A 17,607-nucleotide genomic window follows, 5' to 3' on the forward strand; every position below is an offset into this window, starting at 1 on the left:
GCATGCGCCGACGTCTGAGCGCGGAAAAGCCTAAAAGCCATACAAAATTCGCGCCCATTTCGGGAAAGCCACCGGAACGCGAGCGGTAGCATGTATGCATCCAACGCGTCAGTGACGCATCGACTAAACGCCCGCAGCAGGTGGGCGCTTTTTGTTCAGCCCGAGGGGTTTCACACCCGTTGCGGGCGTGTTCCCGTTTATCGACACGGGAGCATCATGAACATCAATCGGCTGCTTCGCATCGGTATGCAGATGCATTGCCCCTCGTACGAGACACACGATCGCCTGCTGCGGATCGTGAAGTCGACGAAGCGGTATTCGAACCATTACCGCGCAGCGGCCCTGCGCCTTCTGGTGGTGGCAGCACCCGAATCGGTGACTGGCGGACTTGCATTCGCCGAGCGTCGTCGTCGGGTACGCAACCACTACGGCATCTGAATTGCAGTAATCCACGCGCTTCGGCGCAACAACCTGGCTCGCAGCTGCGGGCAATCCACTTACCCAGACGGGATCACTCCCGACTGGGCGTGCTCTCCCGTCTCATCCACAAGGGAAGCACCATGTACACAGCACTCGTTCAACAGTTCAAGGACGCGCAGACCAAAGCAGCTGCCGCATATCTGGAAGTTTGCGCGGCAGAGGTTGCCGCCTTTCCGAAGGATTCGGAATATCCGTATCGCGCAGCGAGCGTCCGGTCGGAGTACTCAACCGAGCGCGAGCTCTCGGAGTTCTGCTCGCGTCTGGCTCATGTGCTGGTCGGGGAAGCGATCCGTCGCTTCTCGCCTCCGGGCGGTCGGCTGGAAATCAACGACGAGCAGGAACTGGCCAACGCGTCGATCGATATTCGCGGCGCACTGAAGGCCGGGAAGTGTCCCGACTTCGACGCTTTCTGGGCTCACCTGGAACGCACGTTCAGTGGCGACGCTGGAAAGCGCATCGGACTCGTTCAGGCTGCAAAGCTGGTGATCGACGGCTTCGGGCTTCGTCCGGAGTCGGAGATAAAGCGCACCAGCAGCGCGATCATCCTGGACGCTCGAATCTGGAGCGAGCAGGTCTACCGATCGAACGAGCGCCAGGCGACCTATCACTCGTCGACGACAGCCACTGGCCTGATCCGTGGTCTTGCAGCGTTTGCGTCGGACGCCGGATTCGATTCACTGTCCGCACAGCTTACGCGCGGGCGACTGGTCGACTACCACTTCACAACGCGGGAAAAGGTGTCACTCGACGGCCTCGACATCGTGATGTTCAACGAGAAGTGGCAGTTCAAGTTTGCGCATCAGGTCGGCGACGCACTCTCGCTGTTTATCAGCGAGTACGGTACCGAGCATCTGGCGAATCGTCACCGCTTCTGAGCGGTCGTCACGAATCCGCCTGTCTTTCACTGGCCCGCTGATGCGGGCCTTTCTTTTTCTGGAGCTGCAATGGAGCAACTTGACTTAATGGAATTGGTGGATGCGGACTGGTACGCGCCGCTTCGCAGCATCGTGAGTCTCGGCTCACAGGATGAAGGTGTCGCGCATCAAGGCGAGCTGCATATGGCCCGCCAGCGTCATCTGGGGCAGTTTTTCACCCCCGATGCGATCGCGCTGTTCATGTGGCAGTTCGTGTGCAACTTCCTGCCCAAACGCAAGGTGTCGATCCTGGACAACTCGGTTGGGTCCGCCCGCCTGTTGCAGTATGCGAGCCCTGATCGTCACGCGCTGTATGGCGTCGACGTGCATGGCGACGCAATCATCGCGGTGCAGGGTGCGATGGAGGCGGCCGGGTTCGACTGCGATTTCCGGCGAGCCGGGATGGAGGATATCCACCCCAGGTCGTTCGATATCGCGCTGATCAATCCGCCGTTCTCGCTACACCTCGAGTCACCGCATCTCAAGCCGCTACCCGGTACAACGTGGGGTCGATATGGGCAAGGCACCTCGGCGCTGAGCCACGAGTACGCGCTTCAGCAGGCGCTCGACGCTGCGCAGGTCGTTGTGGCGTTGCTGCCACTGACGTTCGCCGATGCGATCGCATCGGCTACCTGCGACAGCGATTCGCCGTTGCAGCGCGCGGCGCACCGTCTCGCGGGTTTCTTCGAGATGCCGGTACAGGCGTTCAAGGAAGAGGGCGCGAATGTCCGCACGGCGGTTCTCGTCTTCGATCGCTACCGCCTCACGATAGGTCAGTTCGTGCGCGAGCAGGTGTCCGATCCGTCCATGACCGTCGCTGATCTTAAGCTGCATTTCGAGGAGAGCGCACATTCGAAGCCGAAGCTCGGACTCCAATCGCTCGATGAGTCACAGCCCGCGATTACGCGGCCCGTGACGGGCGATCAGCGGGTCACGATCTGTCACGACGGCCGCCGGATTTCGCTACGGTTCCGTTGTGGATTCGTTGAGGCGATGGTGCTCAATCACGTGCTGGATCGGCGGATCTATTCGCGCGATGGTCATAGACTGCCGCGTGGGATGCGGTACGCGGGGCAGGGCCTGCTGGATATGGAGGCGTATCTGGTGCAGGATGATCCTTCCGATGCATTGAACCGGCTGGTCGAGCATATCGAGTCCGCGGGCGGCAAGGCGGAGTTCGCCCCCGGCTTCGTTGAGCATTTTGCAAGGCGCGCGCGCAGGTCGGCGCGGCAGGCGGTACCGCTTCGTCACGAAGTCTGGACGACGGGCGCCCGCTCCGCGGAATCGGTTACCGGTGTCGCTCGCGCGACCCACAAGATCGATCCAACGAAATGGGCGAGTCCGCTTGTACGGGCCGGTGACACGGTCGTTTTCGCCCGGGAGGCCGACGGGCGCTACGGATACACCGTAAACGGAGTGGCGAGCATGCTCGCCGTCGACGAGCTCAACGCGAGGTTCAGCGTTGAGAACGTCGCGGAGGGCTGGGAAGTCGTGCACGAGGGCCTGGCGACGGCGTTTCCACAGCATGCGGCGCTGCTTCGTCGTCGCATGGAAGCGCTCTGCATCGATCAGTGGCTCGATTGGGAGTTCCAGCAGGACGATCTGATTGAAACGCTGATGAAGCCGCAGGGTTGCGTCATTGCATGGGAGCAGGCGTGCGGCAAGTCGCGTCTGTCTATCGCGCTGATCCTGCTGTCGGGCGTCACGCACGGTCTGATCGTGGTTGAGGCCCGTCTTATCGGCGAGATGCTGAACGAACTGGCGCAACTGCCGATTGACCCGTCCGTCGTGAAGGTCATCGACAGCGAGGAGGATCTGAAGGATCTTCGCCAGGTGAACCTGATCTCGTATGAGCGTCTGCGCATGCCGGTGGATCGGGCGAAGTCTGCGCGGGTAACGTATGCGCACAGGCTGCGCCGCCGTATCGGCCTGTTGGTGGCTGATGAAGGCGAGCGGCTGGCCAATCCGACGAGTGACCAGAGCCGTGCGCTCTGGCAGTTGTCTGCCCGGCGACGTTACGTGCTGACGGGCAGTCCGATTCCTAACTACCCGCGTGATGCCTTCGGGCTGATGGCGTTTTCGGGTGGCGATGGGACGGCAGCGCAGCCGTATGGGTATCGGCGAGGCTATATCGAGCCGAACTGGATCAGCTCGGTTGAGTTCGCGATGCGCGGCGTCGACCGGTTCCGTGATGACTTTGTGGTGCTGGAGTGGGTCACGTGGCAATTCGCGGAAAGCCTGCAGGAAGGGGCAAAGCGCGAAGTGCCGAAGATCGGCAACCTGCATGCGTATCGCGCGATGCTTGCACCGCACGTCAAGCGCAGGCTGGTCTGCGAACCCGACGTGTCACGTTGCATCCGGATCGATCCGCCCGTGGTCACCACGCACACGATGGATTGGGACGCGCAGCATCTCGCGACCTATCTGGATGCGGCCGACGAGTTTGCGGACTGGTATCGACGCTCGCGCGATGACAAGAAAGCGTGCAACCTCGTGACGATTCTCGCGCGCATCCGTGCCGTGCATTTCGCCGCCAACTATCCGCAGTACGGGATGGAGGGCGTCGCACGACTCGCGGGTCTGACGAGCAAGCAGCGCGCGATCATTGCCCGTATGCGGGAAATCGCCGCAAAGGGGCAGCAGGCGATCGTGTTTGCTGAAAATCCGGGCGTACTCAATGCGATCGCCAGGGAACTGTCATCCGATGGCGTGGATACGGTTCTGTTTCATGGCGAGATCCCGATCAGCAAGCGGGTGGCCGACAAGGACCGGCGGTTCATCACCGGTCGGGCAACGGGGCTGCTGTCGACGAAGGCCTCCGGTCGTGCGGGTTACAACCTGCCGAACGCGGACTACGTGCTCTTTTACGACCGGTCGTGGACGTGGCGCATCGAGTATCAGGCGATGCGGCGCGCGCTGCGCTGGAACCGCAAGGGCGTGCTGAAGGTGGAGTATTTCCATCTGCCCGGCAGCATCGATGAGTATCAGGCGCAGATGGTTGCGCACAAGCGCGATTCGATGCAGGCGGGACTGGACTGGGCGACGCCCGAGCTCGAGGATGAGACGTTTCTGCACATGGACTCGCTTCTGGATCGCTTCGTCGAGGATCTGGCAAGCGTACATGACCATACCGCACGCGATATGCGAGCAATTCTGAAGGAGGCTGCATGAAGGAGTCACAGGTAAGCGTGCTGGTCGGCGACGGCGTCGTGACGCTCAAGCGCGAAGGAACGAGGCGAGCAGTTGTAGCCGGTGTGCTTGGTCGCATCGAGCGCGACGGCGTGGAGCTGCTGTGTCTAGATCGTCTGGTACACGAAGCCCATGAAAGGACGTTCGTCGGTTGGAACGTCTCAGGCGCCGTGACCACGTTGCTCTCACGTGCGATCCCAACCGCCGTCGTGACGGCTGTTTGAGTTTCCCGGAGATTTCCGGGAACCAAGTCATTTAATCAGCCCGGCAGATCATCGCCGGGCTTTATTTTTGGGCGAGCGTTTCCCGAGGACAGCAGCCGACCCGTTTCTGTCATACGTTCAAGCCTGTCCAAACGCAGCTTTCTGATCGACAGCGGTCATTACAGGCTTACAGCCGGCCCGCTGATCGTTCCGACGCACTTCCGTGAGGCGATAGACCTTGCTCACCGTCCCCCGGAACAAGGCCTCGCGCTCGTCAGCGCTAGCTTGTGCAGTCAGCTTCTTGAAGGCGTTCCAACCATTACTGAATGGATAGGAGCCCTTGTCCACCGGGAAATTGCTCTCGTACATGCAGCGGTCCGCACCGAACGCTTCGATACACGTATGCATCCATGGCTTCCACGCTTGCGCCAATTCATCCGATGACGGCGGTCGCTCGCCCTTTTCAAACTCGAAGCCATTGATACGCATGCCGAGTCCGCCCACCTTCACATAGACATTCGGCAACTGAGCGAGTGCGCGCATTGAGCTCGACCAGGCGTCGAACGCTTCAGCGCGGTGGCTTGCGTAACTGGCGATGCGGACTACCCCGCCGCAATGGTTGATGATGAAAGGCGTATCAGGATGGACCTTTGCCAGATCGAACAACTCCGGCAATTGCGGGAAGAACAGCCATGCGTCGTACGACAGCCCCAGCGATCGGAGCTCCGCGACCCCGGCCCGGTAGTCGCGATCGAGCAGCAGTCCCCGCGGCGCTGCCGAAATCGGATTCACCAGCGTCTGGTCAGCATCCCAGGTAACCAGATGCCGAACGCCACGGAAACGACCATCGCCAGCATCCAGTTCCGCTTCGAGAACATCGCGCACCGCCGGCCCCCGGCGAAGATCCGCATAGCCGACCATACCTTTCGCAACCTGCGGCTCGCCACTCTGCAAAGGAGCCGTGACACCCGCGACATACTCGATCTCTCCGACCGGTCGCATCGGCTCCGGACCCGACGGGCGATACCGGGTCAACGCCTGCATGAACACCGACGCGGTGATGTTGTGACCGGATCGCGCGTCCTCGAGATACTCGTCGACAAGATAGGTCCATCCCGGACGTTCATAAAAGTGGTGATGGGCGTCGATGATCGGCATGTCGGGCTCAAGCGCAGCCTCGGTGCCAGAGGCGAGCCAGTCCGACCGAACGGGAAGGTAGTTGCTAGTCGTACTCACGGCATGTTTTCCTGTTTGCAAACGCCTGACGTAGAGCGATAGCAGGCAGCATCATTGGTACTGCCATTGCGCTCAGCAAGCGGCGGCGTCGGGTGATGATGGTATTGCTATCAGCGCTCTGCGCGATCGAATGCATAAAGTGACAAAGTCAGCAATGTCGTGATGCCTAGCACAATCGACAGACCAATCATGCCGGCCTCGAACGTACCGAAACTGTCCTTCAGATAACCCACGAGGTACGGTCCCGCAAAGCCGCCGAGTGCACCGATCGAGTTGATAAAGGCCAGGCCACCGGCAGCCGCCTGTCCGGAAAGGAACCGGGCAGGAAGCGTGTAAAAGATCGTCCGGCCCGCAATCGTGCCGATCAACGCGAGCGTGATGCCAGTCATCGCCGGAACCAGCTGATGGAAATACGTCGAGACACCCAGCGCAATCGCACCAATCAAAAGGCCTGCGGCGAGATTTGCGATCGGGCCGCCGCGACGATCGACCCGCTTTGCCCACCAGAGCAACGCGACGGTGGCAAAGAAGTAAGGCACGGCCGACATCCAGCCGGTCTGCATTACGCTCATCCCGTGAGCCCGCAGCATCTGAGGCAGCCAGATGCCGATGCCGTAAGAGCCCATCGTAAAGCCAAAGGAAATCATCGCCAGAATGTAGGTCCGCGCGTCCTTCAACGCTGCCACGAAATTTTTCTTCTTCTGACGGGACGAGCCTTCCCGATCAAACGCGCCTTGCAGAGCTTGCCGTTCCTCGTTGGACAACCACTTCGCATCGGCGGGCTTATCCGCCAACATTTTCAGTACGAGAAAGCCGAGCACGCATGCGGGCAATCCTTGAACGATGAACATCCACCTCCAGCCCGCCAGTCCCAGGACGCCGTCCATATGGAGCAGCGCCGCCGAGAGCGGACCACCGACGAGCGACGACAACGGCGTGGAGACGGTGAACCACGCGAGCACCCGAGTGCGATAGCCAGCCGGAAACCAGACGGCGAGGAAAAAGATCACACCGGGAAAGAAGCCCGCCTCACCGATGCCGAGCAGCAGCCGGACCGCGTAGAAGCTTTTGGGGCCGACAGCCAATGCCGTTGCCGCTGCGAAGAAGCCCCAGGTGATCATGATGCGGGCGAGCCAGCGCCGCGCGCCGAAGCGGTACAGCGCGAGGTTGCTCGGGACCTCGAACAGACAGTACCCGGCGAACATGATGCCCGCCCCCCAGCCGAACTGTGTGGCGGTCAAACCCAGATCGTGATTCATCGTCAACGCCGCGAAACCGACGCTCGTGCGATCCAGATAGTTGAAAAAGTACGCCAACGCGAGGAGCGGAATGAAGCGCCACGCAGCTTTCCTGACTGCGGACTGCTCGAGGGTGGAACCCACCGCGCTGCCTGTCGTGATGTCCGATGAAATGGATGTCATGTCTCGTCTCCAGTCGAATCACGGCGCGCAAAAGGCCCTGCCGGCCTCCGCGGCTTAGTGATTCTTTATTTGCTTCGCTGCTTCGCTGCTTCAGGCGCTGGCGAGTTCGTTCGCCGACGGGTTCGATGCATCGCCAGGCTGGGCGTCCTGACACTTGACTACCCCAGCCTCGGTCAACTGTCTGAGGTCTTCCGGTGTGTATCCGAGACCCGACAGAAGCGCTTGAGTGTCCTGACCCAGCGAAGGGGGCGCCGCGCGCAGGTGCAGGCGCTCACCATCCAAGGTCAAGGGCAGCAGCGCAGTCCTCGTCGCTATGGGCTGTCCCGCGCCGCTTGCATCGGGCGGCAACGTCACTTCGGCGAGTCCGCCGGTGGCGAGCAGGTGCGGATCGTCGAACAGATCCTGCGGCTTGGTAATCGGCGCATAGGGCAGTCCGCAGCGCTCGAAAATCGTGCTGATCTCGGCCGCGGTGAACGCTTCCATCTGCTTTCGAAGCAGCGGCAGCAACCAATCGCGGGCCTGCACGCGCTGATTGTTGGAAGCGATACGCTCGTCCGCCTTGAGCTCCGCCAGCCCGAAAGCGTCGCAGAACAGCGCCCATTGCGTATCGGAGACAACGGCCAGGAAGATCTGCTCGCCGTTTTTGACCGAGAACACGTCGTAGACGGCCCACGCTGAAATGCGGCTTGGCATCGGCGCCGCCGCTTTGCCGGTCACGGCGTACTGCATCATGTGTTGAGCCACCAGGAACACATTGTTCTCGAACAGCGCGCTCTGCACTTCCTGACCCCGGCCCGTGCGTTCGCGTTGAGCCAGCGCCGCCATCGCGCCTATCGCGCCGAACATTCCACCCATGATGTCGTTGACACTCGTTCCGGCGCGCAGCGGCCTGCCTTCCGGTCCCGTCATGTAAGCGAGGCCGCCCATCATCTGCACGACCTCGTCGAGCGCGGTGCGATGATCGTATGGGCCAGGCAGAAAGCCTTTATGCGACACGTAGACGAGACGCGGATTGAGCCTGGACAGCGCGGCATAACCGAGGCCGAGCTTGTCCATCGTGCCGCTCTTGAAGTTCTCGCTGAAGACGTCCGCTCCAGCGAGGAGCTTGTGAACGATTTCCACGCCACGCGGATCTTTTACGTCCACGGCGATGCTCTTCTTGTTCCGGTTGAACGTGCTGAAGAAGCCCGCACCGGAGCCGCGCAAAGCGCGCGTGCTGTCGCCGGAAATAGGCTCGACCTTGATCACCTCCGCGCCCAGGTCCGCCAGCACCATGCCGCATGTCGGCCCCATCACCATGTGCGTCATCTCGACGACGCGTACGCCGCTATACGGCAGATTCTGGTTTGCTTGTACTTCGCTCATTGCGCTATTCCAGTGAGGCAGCCTTGGGGTTGCGGCGCGCTGGGTGCGCGGCCGTCTGCATACGCGAATCCCTTTGGGAGCCCCGCGTCCTGCACGTGTCCGTATAACGCTTCGCCGGGCAGCGCCTCGGCGAGAATTGCACGGGCGGCGATCAGCCTGTCGATGTCCACACCGGTGTCATAGCCCATGGCTTCGAGCAGGAAGGCGAGGTCTTCTGTCACGATGTTGCCGGTCGCGCCCGGTGCATACGGGCAGCCGCCGAGACCCGCCTGGCTGGAATCGATCGTCGTCACGCCGACTTCGAGCGCTGCAACGACGTTGGCCAGCCCCTGTCCGCGCGTGTTATGGAAGTGGGCCCCGCCGGCCTTTGCGCCGAGTTCCGTTTGCAGACGGCGGAACAGCCGGCGAACCTGGGTCGGATTCGCGTAGCCGCTCGTATCGGACAGGCCGATTTCATCGACGCCGCATTCGGCCATTGCCACGCACATGCGCATGGTCTGATCGTCGGTCACAGTGCCCGCGATCGTGCAGCCGAAGGCGACCGAAACACCGGCCTCGATCTGCACGCCGGGAAACCGCTCGTCACGAAGCGCGACGATATTGCGCACTTCTTCAATCATCTGCGCATTGGTCTTGCGGATATTGGCCAGCGAATGTTCGTTGGTCACCGAAACGGGCAGCGTCACCTTGTGCACGCCTGCTTCGAAAGCGCTCTGGCTGCCACGAAGATTCGGCGCTAGAACCGCGACGTGCAAACCGGGAAGGGAGAGCGCATGCGCGACGACCTCGCGGATGTCAGCCATCTGAGGCAGCAGTTTCGCCGGCACGAATGAGCCTACTTCAATTTCCTTCAGGCCTGCAGCGGCGAGCGCCGAGATCCATCGCAGCTTCGCTGCCGTGGGCATGACAGTTTTGATGCTCTGCAATCCGTCACGCGGACCGACCTCGCTGATCAACACCTTGGGATTGGGCGTATTCACGACTGACTCCTTGGTTCTAACACGCAGACCTGCGTTCTATGGGATAGAACTATAGGTGCGCTTTGCGACTTGGTGAAGACGGGTAAACCCCGAAATCGCGAAAAACAGAACTTGAGTTCTGTCACGCGAAACATTAGAGTGACGGCATAACCAGGGAGGAGAAGAGATGACTATCAGTGGGCCCGGGAATGCAGAGCGGTCGCTCGACGCATCGGACACAAGCAGTGGAGTCGCCGTTCTGGATCGGGCTTTCGCGATTCTCAACGCTTTCGGCCAGACCGACGACCGGTTGACGCTCACCGAGCTATCGCGCCGCACCGGCTTGTATAAAAGCACGGTCTTGCGGTTGCTCGGTGCTTTGGAGCACGGCGGATTTATACGGAAGCTGAATGACGGTCAGTACGCTGTCGGACATCAACCGCTTCGCCTCGCAACGCTTTACCAGCGGTCTTTTCAAGTCGGCCCCGTTGTGGAACCCATCCTTCAGCAGTTGAGTCGCGACCTGGGCGAGACGGCCTCTTTTTACGTCCGGCAAGGTGACAAGCGCCTGGTCCTGTATCGCGTGGAGCCCTCGAGAAGCGTGAGAGTAGCGATCCGGATTGGCGAGGAATTCGAGATCGACAAAGGCGCCTCCGGCAAAGTGCTGCTCGCATTCAGTGAATCATCGGATCCGCGCTGGAATGAGGTGCGGGAACGATTCTGCGCGGTCTCATACGGTGAACGAGATCCCGAAACAACGTCAGCATCAGTGCCGGTGTTCGATTCAACCGGTCAGCTGTTGGGCGCTCTGACCCTCTCCGGGCCGAAAGGCAGATTCGACGCCCCAGCCACCATCAACGTTGCTCTCAAAGCATTGCTTCTCAGCGCGAAGCGAGCAACGGTCGACTTGGGGGGCATTGGTGCGAGATACGATGCAAGCATCGCCAGATTCGTCGACGAAGACGCTGCCAAATCGGAAAAAGCGGATGTCGATACGGAAATGCCTGACCCAGGCACGCGGCCTTTGAGCATGCGCCCTTTGCATTAGGCATGTGAACCCCGGCATGCCATCTGAATGCCGCGCAAAGCGCGAATCGCCTTGCTGCGGCAACGATCACATCCTCGCTTACAGCGACCAAAGCGCGCAGCGCCCAGCTTTCCCGGCTGGCTGAAAGGCGTCGTTATTCATTGTTGAGCCGATCCCACTCCGTACGTGCTGAAAGATGCGCTTGCCCGGCATGCAAGGCACGGGTCGGCGCTGGTTATCCCTAGTCGCTCCTTCACTACCTGCACGGCTACCATAGGAATACTGTTACACAGAACTACGTTCTATCTAACAGAACTTCAGTAAAACAGCCAGGAGATATGCAGATGGCCAGTCTTCCCGTTAATGGGACAAAGCTCTCGTCCGGTTCACCTATCGTTGGGGAGGCAGAGCGAATCAACGCGCGTATCGACCGCTTGCCCGCGACGCGCTCGATATGGATGCTGGTCTTCGTGCTGGCTGTCGGCGGCTGGTTTGAGTTCTACGATCTATTCTTGACCGCGTATGTCGGACCGGGCCTCGTCAAAAGCGGCCTGTATTCGACGACGACGGCGTCGTTCTTCGGCTTCTCGGGGCTTGGCGCGTTCGTCGCGGCATCGTTCGCGGGTCTTTTCATCGGCACGTTCTGTTTGTCACGCCTTGCCGACCGCTTCGGACGCAAGACGACCTTCACCGTCTCGCTGCTTTGGTATTCGGTAGCGACCTTTGTGATGGCTTGGCAAGACAGCGCGTCCGCAATCAATCTGTGGCGTCTGATCGCGGGCATCGGCGTGGGCGTTGAGTTGGTGACGATTGATACATACGTCAGCGAACTCGTGCCGATGCATCTGCGCGGCCGCGCTTTCGCGTTCGTGCATCTTGTGCAGTACGCCGCCGTGCCTGCCGTCGCACTGTTCGCATGGTGGCTCGTGCCGCGCACACCGTGGGGCATCGACGGATGGCGCTGGGTGGTAGTCATCGGCTCGCTGGGCGCGTTTGTCGTGTGGGCGATCCGCCGCCGCGTGCCGGAGAGCCCGCGCTGGCTCGCGCAGCAAGGCCGTCTCGAAGAAGCGGAAAGCGTGACGCACGCGCTCGAGGCAAAGGTGATGGAGCAATACGGGAAAGCGCTGCCCACGCCAGTGGAACGCGTCGAGCGCGCGGTCACCGTCGGCAAGGCGCGTTTCGGGGAGATCTGGCAGCCCCCGTATCGCCGCCGCGCCATCACAATGCTTGTCTTCAACCTTTTCCAGGCGATCGGCTTCTACGGCTTCGCGTCGTGGGTACCCACGCTGCTCGTCTCCAAAGGCGTGACCGTCACGCATAGCCTGATGTATTCGTTCGTCATCGCGGCGTCGAATCCGTTCGGGCCTTTGATCGCCATGACATTCGCCGATCGTATTGAACGAAAGACGCTGATCGTGCTTTCCGCGCTCGGCATAGCCGTCTTCGGCAGCCTGTTCGCAACACAATCGTCGCCCGCGATTCTGATGATGCTAGGGGTGCTCATCACCCTGTGCGGCACACTGCTCTCGGTCGGCTATCACGCTTACCAGACCGAGCTTTTCCCAACACGCATCCGTGCCACGGCGGTCGGCTTCGTCTATTCGATGTCGCGCCTCTCCGCAATGTTTTCTGGGTTCATGATCGCCTTCGCGTTGCGGCACTTTGGTGTTGAGGGCGTATTCGGGTTGATAGGCGGTGCGATGGTGGTGATCATGGGCGCGATCGGCTTCTTCGGTCCGCGCACGAATAATCGCACGCTCGACGACATCTCTCATTGAGCGCAAGAAATCGCGGTCTCGCCGTTAGAGATCCGCGCGGCAACGCGGTCCTGCCCGACGTCGCGAAGCACGAGGACTGACGCTTGAAGCGACTCTCGCGACGATGGGCTGGTTCGTGCCAACTATATGAATGCGGGAGTGGAGTTTTACTGCGCAGCGAACTGGCGCAACTTGTACAGGGACCGGGCTGGGATGATGTCCGATGCGACTAAAAATCTCGAGACTCGCTTCTTTCAAAGCGAGGCGATGCTGGTTGAGCACAAGCTGATGGCCTCGCGTACGGTTGCAGTGCGCGGCGCCGACCCGATCATTATCGAAGCTATTCCATTGAATACAGTTGCCGACTGTCATGCACGAGCAGTGTCTCATGCTAGCCAGCAAGCCGACGTTCGCAAATCAAACTTGAATGACTGAAACTGGCCGTTGGACTAAACCGCTCGCGCGGTAGGGGCTACGGTCAGACGCCGGTGGTCATGGAGAGGCCGGCATCGCGGTTCCGTATGTTGGCGAATGAGGCAATCCGCCTCGTTCTCCAGCAGGAGCCCCATCATGACCTCCTCGCAGTCAAACGTCAGTCCGCTGCGCCAGCGCATGATCGACGACATCCGCATGCGCCAGCTTGCCCCCAAGACGCAGGACATCTATCTGCACATCGTGCGTGAGTTCGCCCGGTTTCTCGGGCGCTCACCTGACACGGCCACCGTCGAGGACCTGCGGCGCTACCAGCTCCATCTGGTCGACCACGGCACATCGGCCGTGTCGCTGAACCACGCGATCACCGGCCTGAAGTTCTTCTTCACCGTCACGCTCGACCGGCCCGAGCTGATGGTCAGGATGCAACCGGTACGCGTGCCCCGCGTATTGCCCGTCGTGCTCAGCCCCGATGAAGTGCGGCGGCTCATCGAGGCCGCCGGCAACCTGAAGCACCAGACCGCGCTGTCGGTCGCGTATGGCGCGGGGCTACGCGCCAGCGAAGTGGTCGCGCTGAAGGTCTCTGACGTCGACAGCGAACGCATGACATTGCGTATCGAGCAGGGCAAGGGCCGCCGTGACCGCTACGCCATGCTCTCGCCGGTGCTGCTCGAGCGTCTGCGTGTGTGGTGGCGTGTGGCCCGTGCGCAGGGCAGGATGCCCGAGGGTGGGTGGCTGTTTCCTGGGCTCGATCCACTCGATCAGCTGAGCACGCGGCAACTGAACCGCGCCATTCATGCCGCCGCCGAGGCCGCGCACATCGACAAGCGTGTGTCCATGCACACGCTGCGCCACAGTTTCGCGACGCACCTGCTCGAACAGAAGGTGGACATCCGCGTGATCCAGGTGCTGCTCGGCCATGCGAAGCTCGACTATCTCCCGCGCCGAACTATGTCCCGCTTGGATTGAAGGTCCTCGTTGTTCATGAAGATGCGGCGTGGGCGCTCAACATTGGCATGCTTCTTTTCGGGCACTTTCCGCCTGAAAGGAGAAGACCGTGGAGCATTCCTATGTGAGCGCCAAGACGATGGTCTGCACCGTTGGAGGCCTGATATCTGAGCACCTTGTCGCATTCGTCGAGTGGCTGGTCGAGCAACAATATTCGGAGAGTTATGCATTTCTGGTTGCCCGACAGGCGCTTGCATTTGGGCGATGGTGCAACGATAGGCGGCTTTCATTGTGTGCCTTGAACGACAGCGACATCGCACGATACCAGCGGTTGCGATCGCGGCATCGATCGAGATGCCTCGAGACCCGACGCCGGGAACTGCGCGCGTTGCAACTATTGATGAACTACTTGCGTAGTCGAGGCGTGTGTCATGCCTCTCAAGCGCTCGCGGCGGCCGCTGACAACGTTATCGAAAAGTTTGCGTTGTGCCTGCGGCATGAGCAGGGGTTAGCGGAAGTGACTGTCGAGAACTATGCGAGGTGGGTACGCAGATTCCTGGTGTGGCGTTTCGGTCGCGGAGATATTTGCCTGTCTGATGTTTGTGCGGCCGACGCAGCAGCATTCATTCAGAGCGAAGCAAAGCGCATGAGGCCGGCCGCGCTGAAGAATATTGCCAACGCTTTGAGGTCGTTCTTCCGTTACTCCCAGTCCCGTGGCGAAGTCTCCGCAGGACTTGCGGCAAGCGTGCCAACGGTGGCCGCCTGGGCGAGCACGCCCCCAATCCCGAGAGCCATCTCAGCGGAACACGCCCAGCGCGCAATCGACAGTTGTAACCGACTGAGTGCCGTAGGGTTACGCGATCGCGCCGTGCTGCTGCTTCTGGCGCGGCTGGGGCTGCGTGCCTGCGAGATCGTCAGGGTGACGCTGGACGACATCGATTGGGATCGCGCTCAATTGCGCGTGCGTGGAAAAGGTGGGCGCGAGAGCCTCCTGCCATTGGCCGCCGACGTTGGTGAAGCAATCGCCGCCTATCTCCAGCACGGGCGGCCCTCCTGTCCAGATCGGCACCTCTTCCTTCGTTCCGTGGCGCCGGTACGCGGGTTGATGGAAGGTTCAGACGGGATTGGCACGATTGTGCGTCACGCAATCCTACGAGCGAGAGTCGACGCGCCTCATCGCGGCTCACATCAATTCCGGCATGCTTTGGCCGTACGCATGTTGCAGCTCGGCGCTTCGCTGCCTGAGATTGGCCGGGTGCTACGCCATCGTAGCGTGCAGTCCACCAGCATTTACGCGAAGGTGGATGTCAACACACTCCGGACATTGGCGATGGCCTGGCCGGGAGGTGTGCGATGAACTCGCTTCGAGAAGGACTCAGAGAGTACCTTGACCTGCGCCGCAGCCTTGGCTTCAAGATGCGCGAGGCCGGCCGGCTGTTGCTCCAGTTCATCGACTTCATGGAAGCACGGCAGGCAGAGTACATCTGCAATGGCCTGGCGGTCGAATGATCGCAACGTCCTTCGGTTCAACCCGCCGAGTGGGCCAGGCGGCTTTGCTTTGTGCGCGGCTTTGCCCGCTACCGCAGCGCCACCGATAGCCGCACTGAGATTCCTCCAGTAAGTCTGTTGCCGCACCGTTCCACTCGGGCGAGACCACATCTGTACACGGAGCAAGAAGTGATAAACCTCATGGACGCAGCACTGAAATTGCCGGTGACCTGGCCGTCGACGCCGCTGCGGCCGTGGGTGTTTTACTGCCTTATCGGCTTACTCAGTGTAACGGGCATGCGTATCGGGGAGGCAATGAGCCTTGAGCTGGATGACGTGGACATTGATAACGCTATTCTCACGATTCGCGGTGCAAAACAAGGTCGTTCGCGCCTGGTTCCCATTCATGCGACTACCTGTGCCGCTCTGGCAGAGTACCTCAGGCGCCGCGAGCAGTTCTTCGGTCATCGCGTCTCATCTTATGTCTTTGTTAGCGGCCGCGGAACTCGGCTGGACATGGGGCGCGTTCATCGCGTGTTCTACGCACTATCGCGGGCAACTGGTTTGCGGGCGGAAGGTGCCAGCAAAGGGCCGCGTCTGCATGACTTCCGTCACCGCTTCGCTGTCGAAGTTCTGACACGTTGGTATCGGTCTGGGGAAGATGCCTGGCGCCTGTTGCCGCTTCTGTCGACTTACCTCGGGCACGTATACGTAGTCGGCACATACTGGTATCTGAGCGGCTCTCCCGAGTTGATGGCGCTGGCGATGGCCCGGTTCGAGCGGCGCTGGGGAGGCTCATCATGACACGCGAGCCCAGTTTCGCCGTCCTGCTGGAGAAGTTTTTTATCCAGCGCCTGATTCAACAGCGTCAAGCAAGCGTACACACGATCGCATCGTACCGCGACACATTCCGGCTGTTGCTTGAGTTTGCCCAGCGGCACTTGCATAAAGCGCCATCCAGCTTGGCCCTGGAAGACGTCGATGCGTCGCTGATCTCGGCGTTCCTTGATGAACAGGAAAAGGTCCGGAAGGTGACGGCCCGAACGCGTAATCTGCGCCTAACTGCAGTGCATTCGTTCTTCAAATATGCGGCGTTCGAGATGCCGTCACACGCTGCGCACATCCAACGGGTGCTGGCCATTCCGGCCAAACGGTTTAGCCGAACCCTGGTGCCCTTCCTGAGCCGGCAGGAGGTCGATGCCTTGCTGGCCGCACTTGGCCAAGATACCTGGTCAGGTCGCCGTGATCACGCACTGTTGCTGCTGGCGGTTCAGACAGGGTTACGCCTGTCGGAACTAACCAACCTTCAACGCGAAGATCTATATATCGGCATCGGCGCGCATGTGCGAGTAATTGGCAAGGGACGCAAGGAGCGTTGTACGCCACTGAGCAAGAGCACGCGCGCAGTGCTGGCCGCCTGGCTTCGTGAACCATCGCGGGCCGAAAATCAGCCACTGTTCCCGAATGCGCGAGGCGGTCAGCTTAGCGCACACGGCGTACATTACCTCGTCCACAAGCACGTCGCAGCCGCCGCAAAAGAATGCCCATCGCTGAAAAACAAGCGCGTAAGCCCACACGTGTTGCGGCACACGACTGCAATGGACCTACTGCAAGAAGGCGTCGACCCGTCGGTCATTGCACTGTGGCTTGGTCACGAATCGGTGGAAACTACACAAATCTATCTCGACGCTAATCTGACGTTGAAACAGGAGGTTCTTGACAGGACTACACCGCCTAACGGGAAGCCTGGACGGTATCGACCAGATGACCGATTGCTGGCGTTTCTGAAAAACTCGTGACCAGATCTATGTCCCGCTTAGCGCTCGGCCGTGCGTTACCGTACCACGGTGCTCTGCGCACCGGGACATAGTTCGGCGCGGGAGATAGTCAAGTTTGTACTAAACCGCTGAAGCGGTAGTGGGGGGAATGGCTGACGTCAATGCCTGACGTTCAGGCAGCACGGTGGTCTACTGCCGAACCGCCGGCATGGCAGGCCAGCCGCCTGGAGCAGTATGGAAGTGCCCGATCGGGCATTCCATTCACTGTTTCAGGAGGTTCGCCATGACACCGCTGCGCAAACGCATGCTGCATGACATGCAGATCCGCAACCTTGCAGACAACACCCAGAAGGCCTATCTGCTGCAAGTTTCCAGTTTCGCCCGGCACTTCCGGCGCTCACCTGAGGTGC

Annotated in this window: 15 protein-coding genes and 1 pseudogene; 12 read left to right on the top strand and 4 right to left on the bottom strand. The window is 60.7% G+C overall.

Annotation, left to right across the window (positions count from 1 at the left end; translation table 11 throughout):
- The first annotated feature begins 90 nt into the window (after positions 1–90).
- The 4 genes from AB3X94_RS35895 (at position 91) to AB3X94_RS35910 (ending at position 4,807) form a co-directional block, all read left to right on the top strand.
- A complete protein-coding gene (locus AB3X94_RS35895) occupies positions 91–438 on the top strand; it encodes a hypothetical protein (RefSeq protein WP_368613973.1) in 348 nt (115 codons plus the stop codon).
- A gap of 122 nt (positions 439–560) precedes the next feature.
- Positions 561–1,355, top strand: a complete 795-nt coding sequence (locus AB3X94_RS35900; RefSeq protein WP_368593679.1) for a hypothetical protein — start codon at positions 561–563, stop codon at positions 1,353–1,355.
- A gap of 69 nt (positions 1,356–1,424) precedes the next feature.
- Entirely contained in the window at positions 1,425–4,565 is a 3,141-nt protein-coding gene (locus AB3X94_RS35905; protein ID WP_368613974.1) for an SNF2-related protein, read from the top strand.
- Entirely contained in the window at positions 4,562–4,807 is a 246-nt protein-coding gene (locus AB3X94_RS35910; RefSeq protein WP_368593681.1) for a hypothetical protein, read from the top strand. The genes AB3X94_RS35905 and AB3X94_RS35910 overlap by 4 nt, the downstream gene beginning before the upstream one ends.
- Positions 4,808–5,011: 204 nt before the next feature.
- Here the strand turns inward: AB3X94_RS35910 and AB3X94_RS35915 are convergent.
- From AB3X94_RS35915 to AB3X94_RS35930, 4 genes and pseudogenes are all read right to left on the bottom strand, one after another.
- Positions 5,012–6,158, bottom strand: a pseudogene (locus AB3X94_RS35915) (amidohydrolase); the annotation flags it as partial.
- Positions 6,133–7,443 carry an MFS transporter gene (locus tag AB3X94_RS35920; protein WP_368593682.1) on the bottom strand — a complete coding sequence of 437 codons (1,311 nt, stop codon included), beginning with the start codon at positions 7,441–7,443 and terminating at the stop codon, positions 6,133–6,135. The pseudogene AB3X94_RS35915 and the gene AB3X94_RS35920, both read right to left, overlap by 26 nt.
- Before the next feature lie 90 nt (positions 7,444–7,533).
- Positions 7,534–8,808 carry a CaiB/BaiF CoA transferase family protein gene (locus tag AB3X94_RS35925; protein WP_368593683.1) on the bottom strand — a complete coding sequence of 425 codons (1,275 nt, stop codon included), beginning with the start codon at positions 8,806–8,808 and terminating at the stop codon, positions 7,534–7,536.
- Positions 8,805–9,788, bottom strand: a complete 984-nt coding sequence (locus AB3X94_RS35930) for a hydroxymethylglutaryl-CoA lyase (protein ID WP_368593684.1) — start codon at positions 9,786–9,788, stop codon at positions 8,805–8,807. Before AB3X94_RS35930 ends, AB3X94_RS35925 begins: the two co-directional genes overlap by 4 nt.
- Before the next feature lie 166 nt (positions 9,789–9,954).
- Between AB3X94_RS35930 and AB3X94_RS35935 the strand changes: the two genes are divergently transcribed.
- The 8 genes from AB3X94_RS35935 (at position 9,955) to AB3X94_RS35970 (ending at position 17,218) form a co-directional block, all read left to right on the top strand.
- Positions 9,955–10,815 (top strand): IclR family transcriptional regulator, encoded by an 861-nt coding sequence (locus tag AB3X94_RS35935; RefSeq protein WP_368593685.1) that lies wholly within the window; start codon positions 9,955–9,957, stop codon positions 10,813–10,815.
- A 323-nt stretch (positions 10,816–11,138) separates the two neighbouring features.
- On the top strand, positions 11,139–12,572 hold the full coding sequence (locus tag AB3X94_RS35940) for an MFS transporter (protein WP_368593686.1): 1,434 nt from the start codon (positions 11,139–11,141) through the stop codon (positions 12,570–12,572).
- Positions 12,573–12,764: 192 nt separating this feature from the next.
- Entirely contained in the window at positions 12,765–12,986 is a 222-nt protein-coding gene (locus AB3X94_RS35945) for a hypothetical protein (RefSeq protein ID WP_176112165.1), read from the top strand.
- 135 nt (positions 12,987–13,121) lie between these two features.
- On the top strand, positions 13,122–13,952 hold the full coding sequence (locus AB3X94_RS35950) for a site-specific integrase (protein ID WP_368593687.1): 831 nt from the start codon (positions 13,122–13,124) through the stop codon (positions 13,950–13,952).
- An 88-nt stretch (positions 13,953–14,040) separates the two neighbouring features.
- Entirely contained in the window at positions 14,041–15,288 is a 1,248-nt protein-coding gene (locus AB3X94_RS35955; RefSeq protein ID WP_368593688.1) for a tyrosine-type recombinase/integrase, read from the top strand.
- Positions 15,285–15,440 (top strand): hypothetical protein, encoded by a 156-nt coding sequence (locus AB3X94_RS35960; RefSeq protein ID WP_368613975.1) that lies wholly within the window; start codon positions 15,285–15,287, stop codon positions 15,438–15,440. Before AB3X94_RS35955 ends, AB3X94_RS35960 begins: the two co-directional genes overlap by 4 nt.
- Before the next feature lie 168 nt (positions 15,441–15,608).
- Positions 15,609–16,223, top strand: coding sequence for a tyrosine-type recombinase/integrase (locus AB3X94_RS35965; protein ID WP_368613976.1), 615 nt, complete (start codon positions 15,609–15,611; stop codon positions 16,221–16,223).
- The gene (locus AB3X94_RS35970) at positions 16,220–17,218 is read left to right on the top strand and encodes a site-specific integrase (RefSeq protein WP_368593690.1); all 999 of its coding nucleotides are present in this window, start codon (positions 16,220–16,222) and stop codon (positions 17,216–17,218) included. Before AB3X94_RS35965 ends, AB3X94_RS35970 begins: the two co-directional genes overlap by 4 nt.
- Positions 17,219–17,607 lie beyond the last annotated feature (389 nt).

The sequence above is a fragment of the Paraburkholderia sp. BR10923 genome, assembly GCF_040948765.1.
Classification (GTDB): Bacteria; Pseudomonadota; Gammaproteobacteria; order Burkholderiales; family Burkholderiaceae; genus Paraburkholderia; species Paraburkholderia youngii.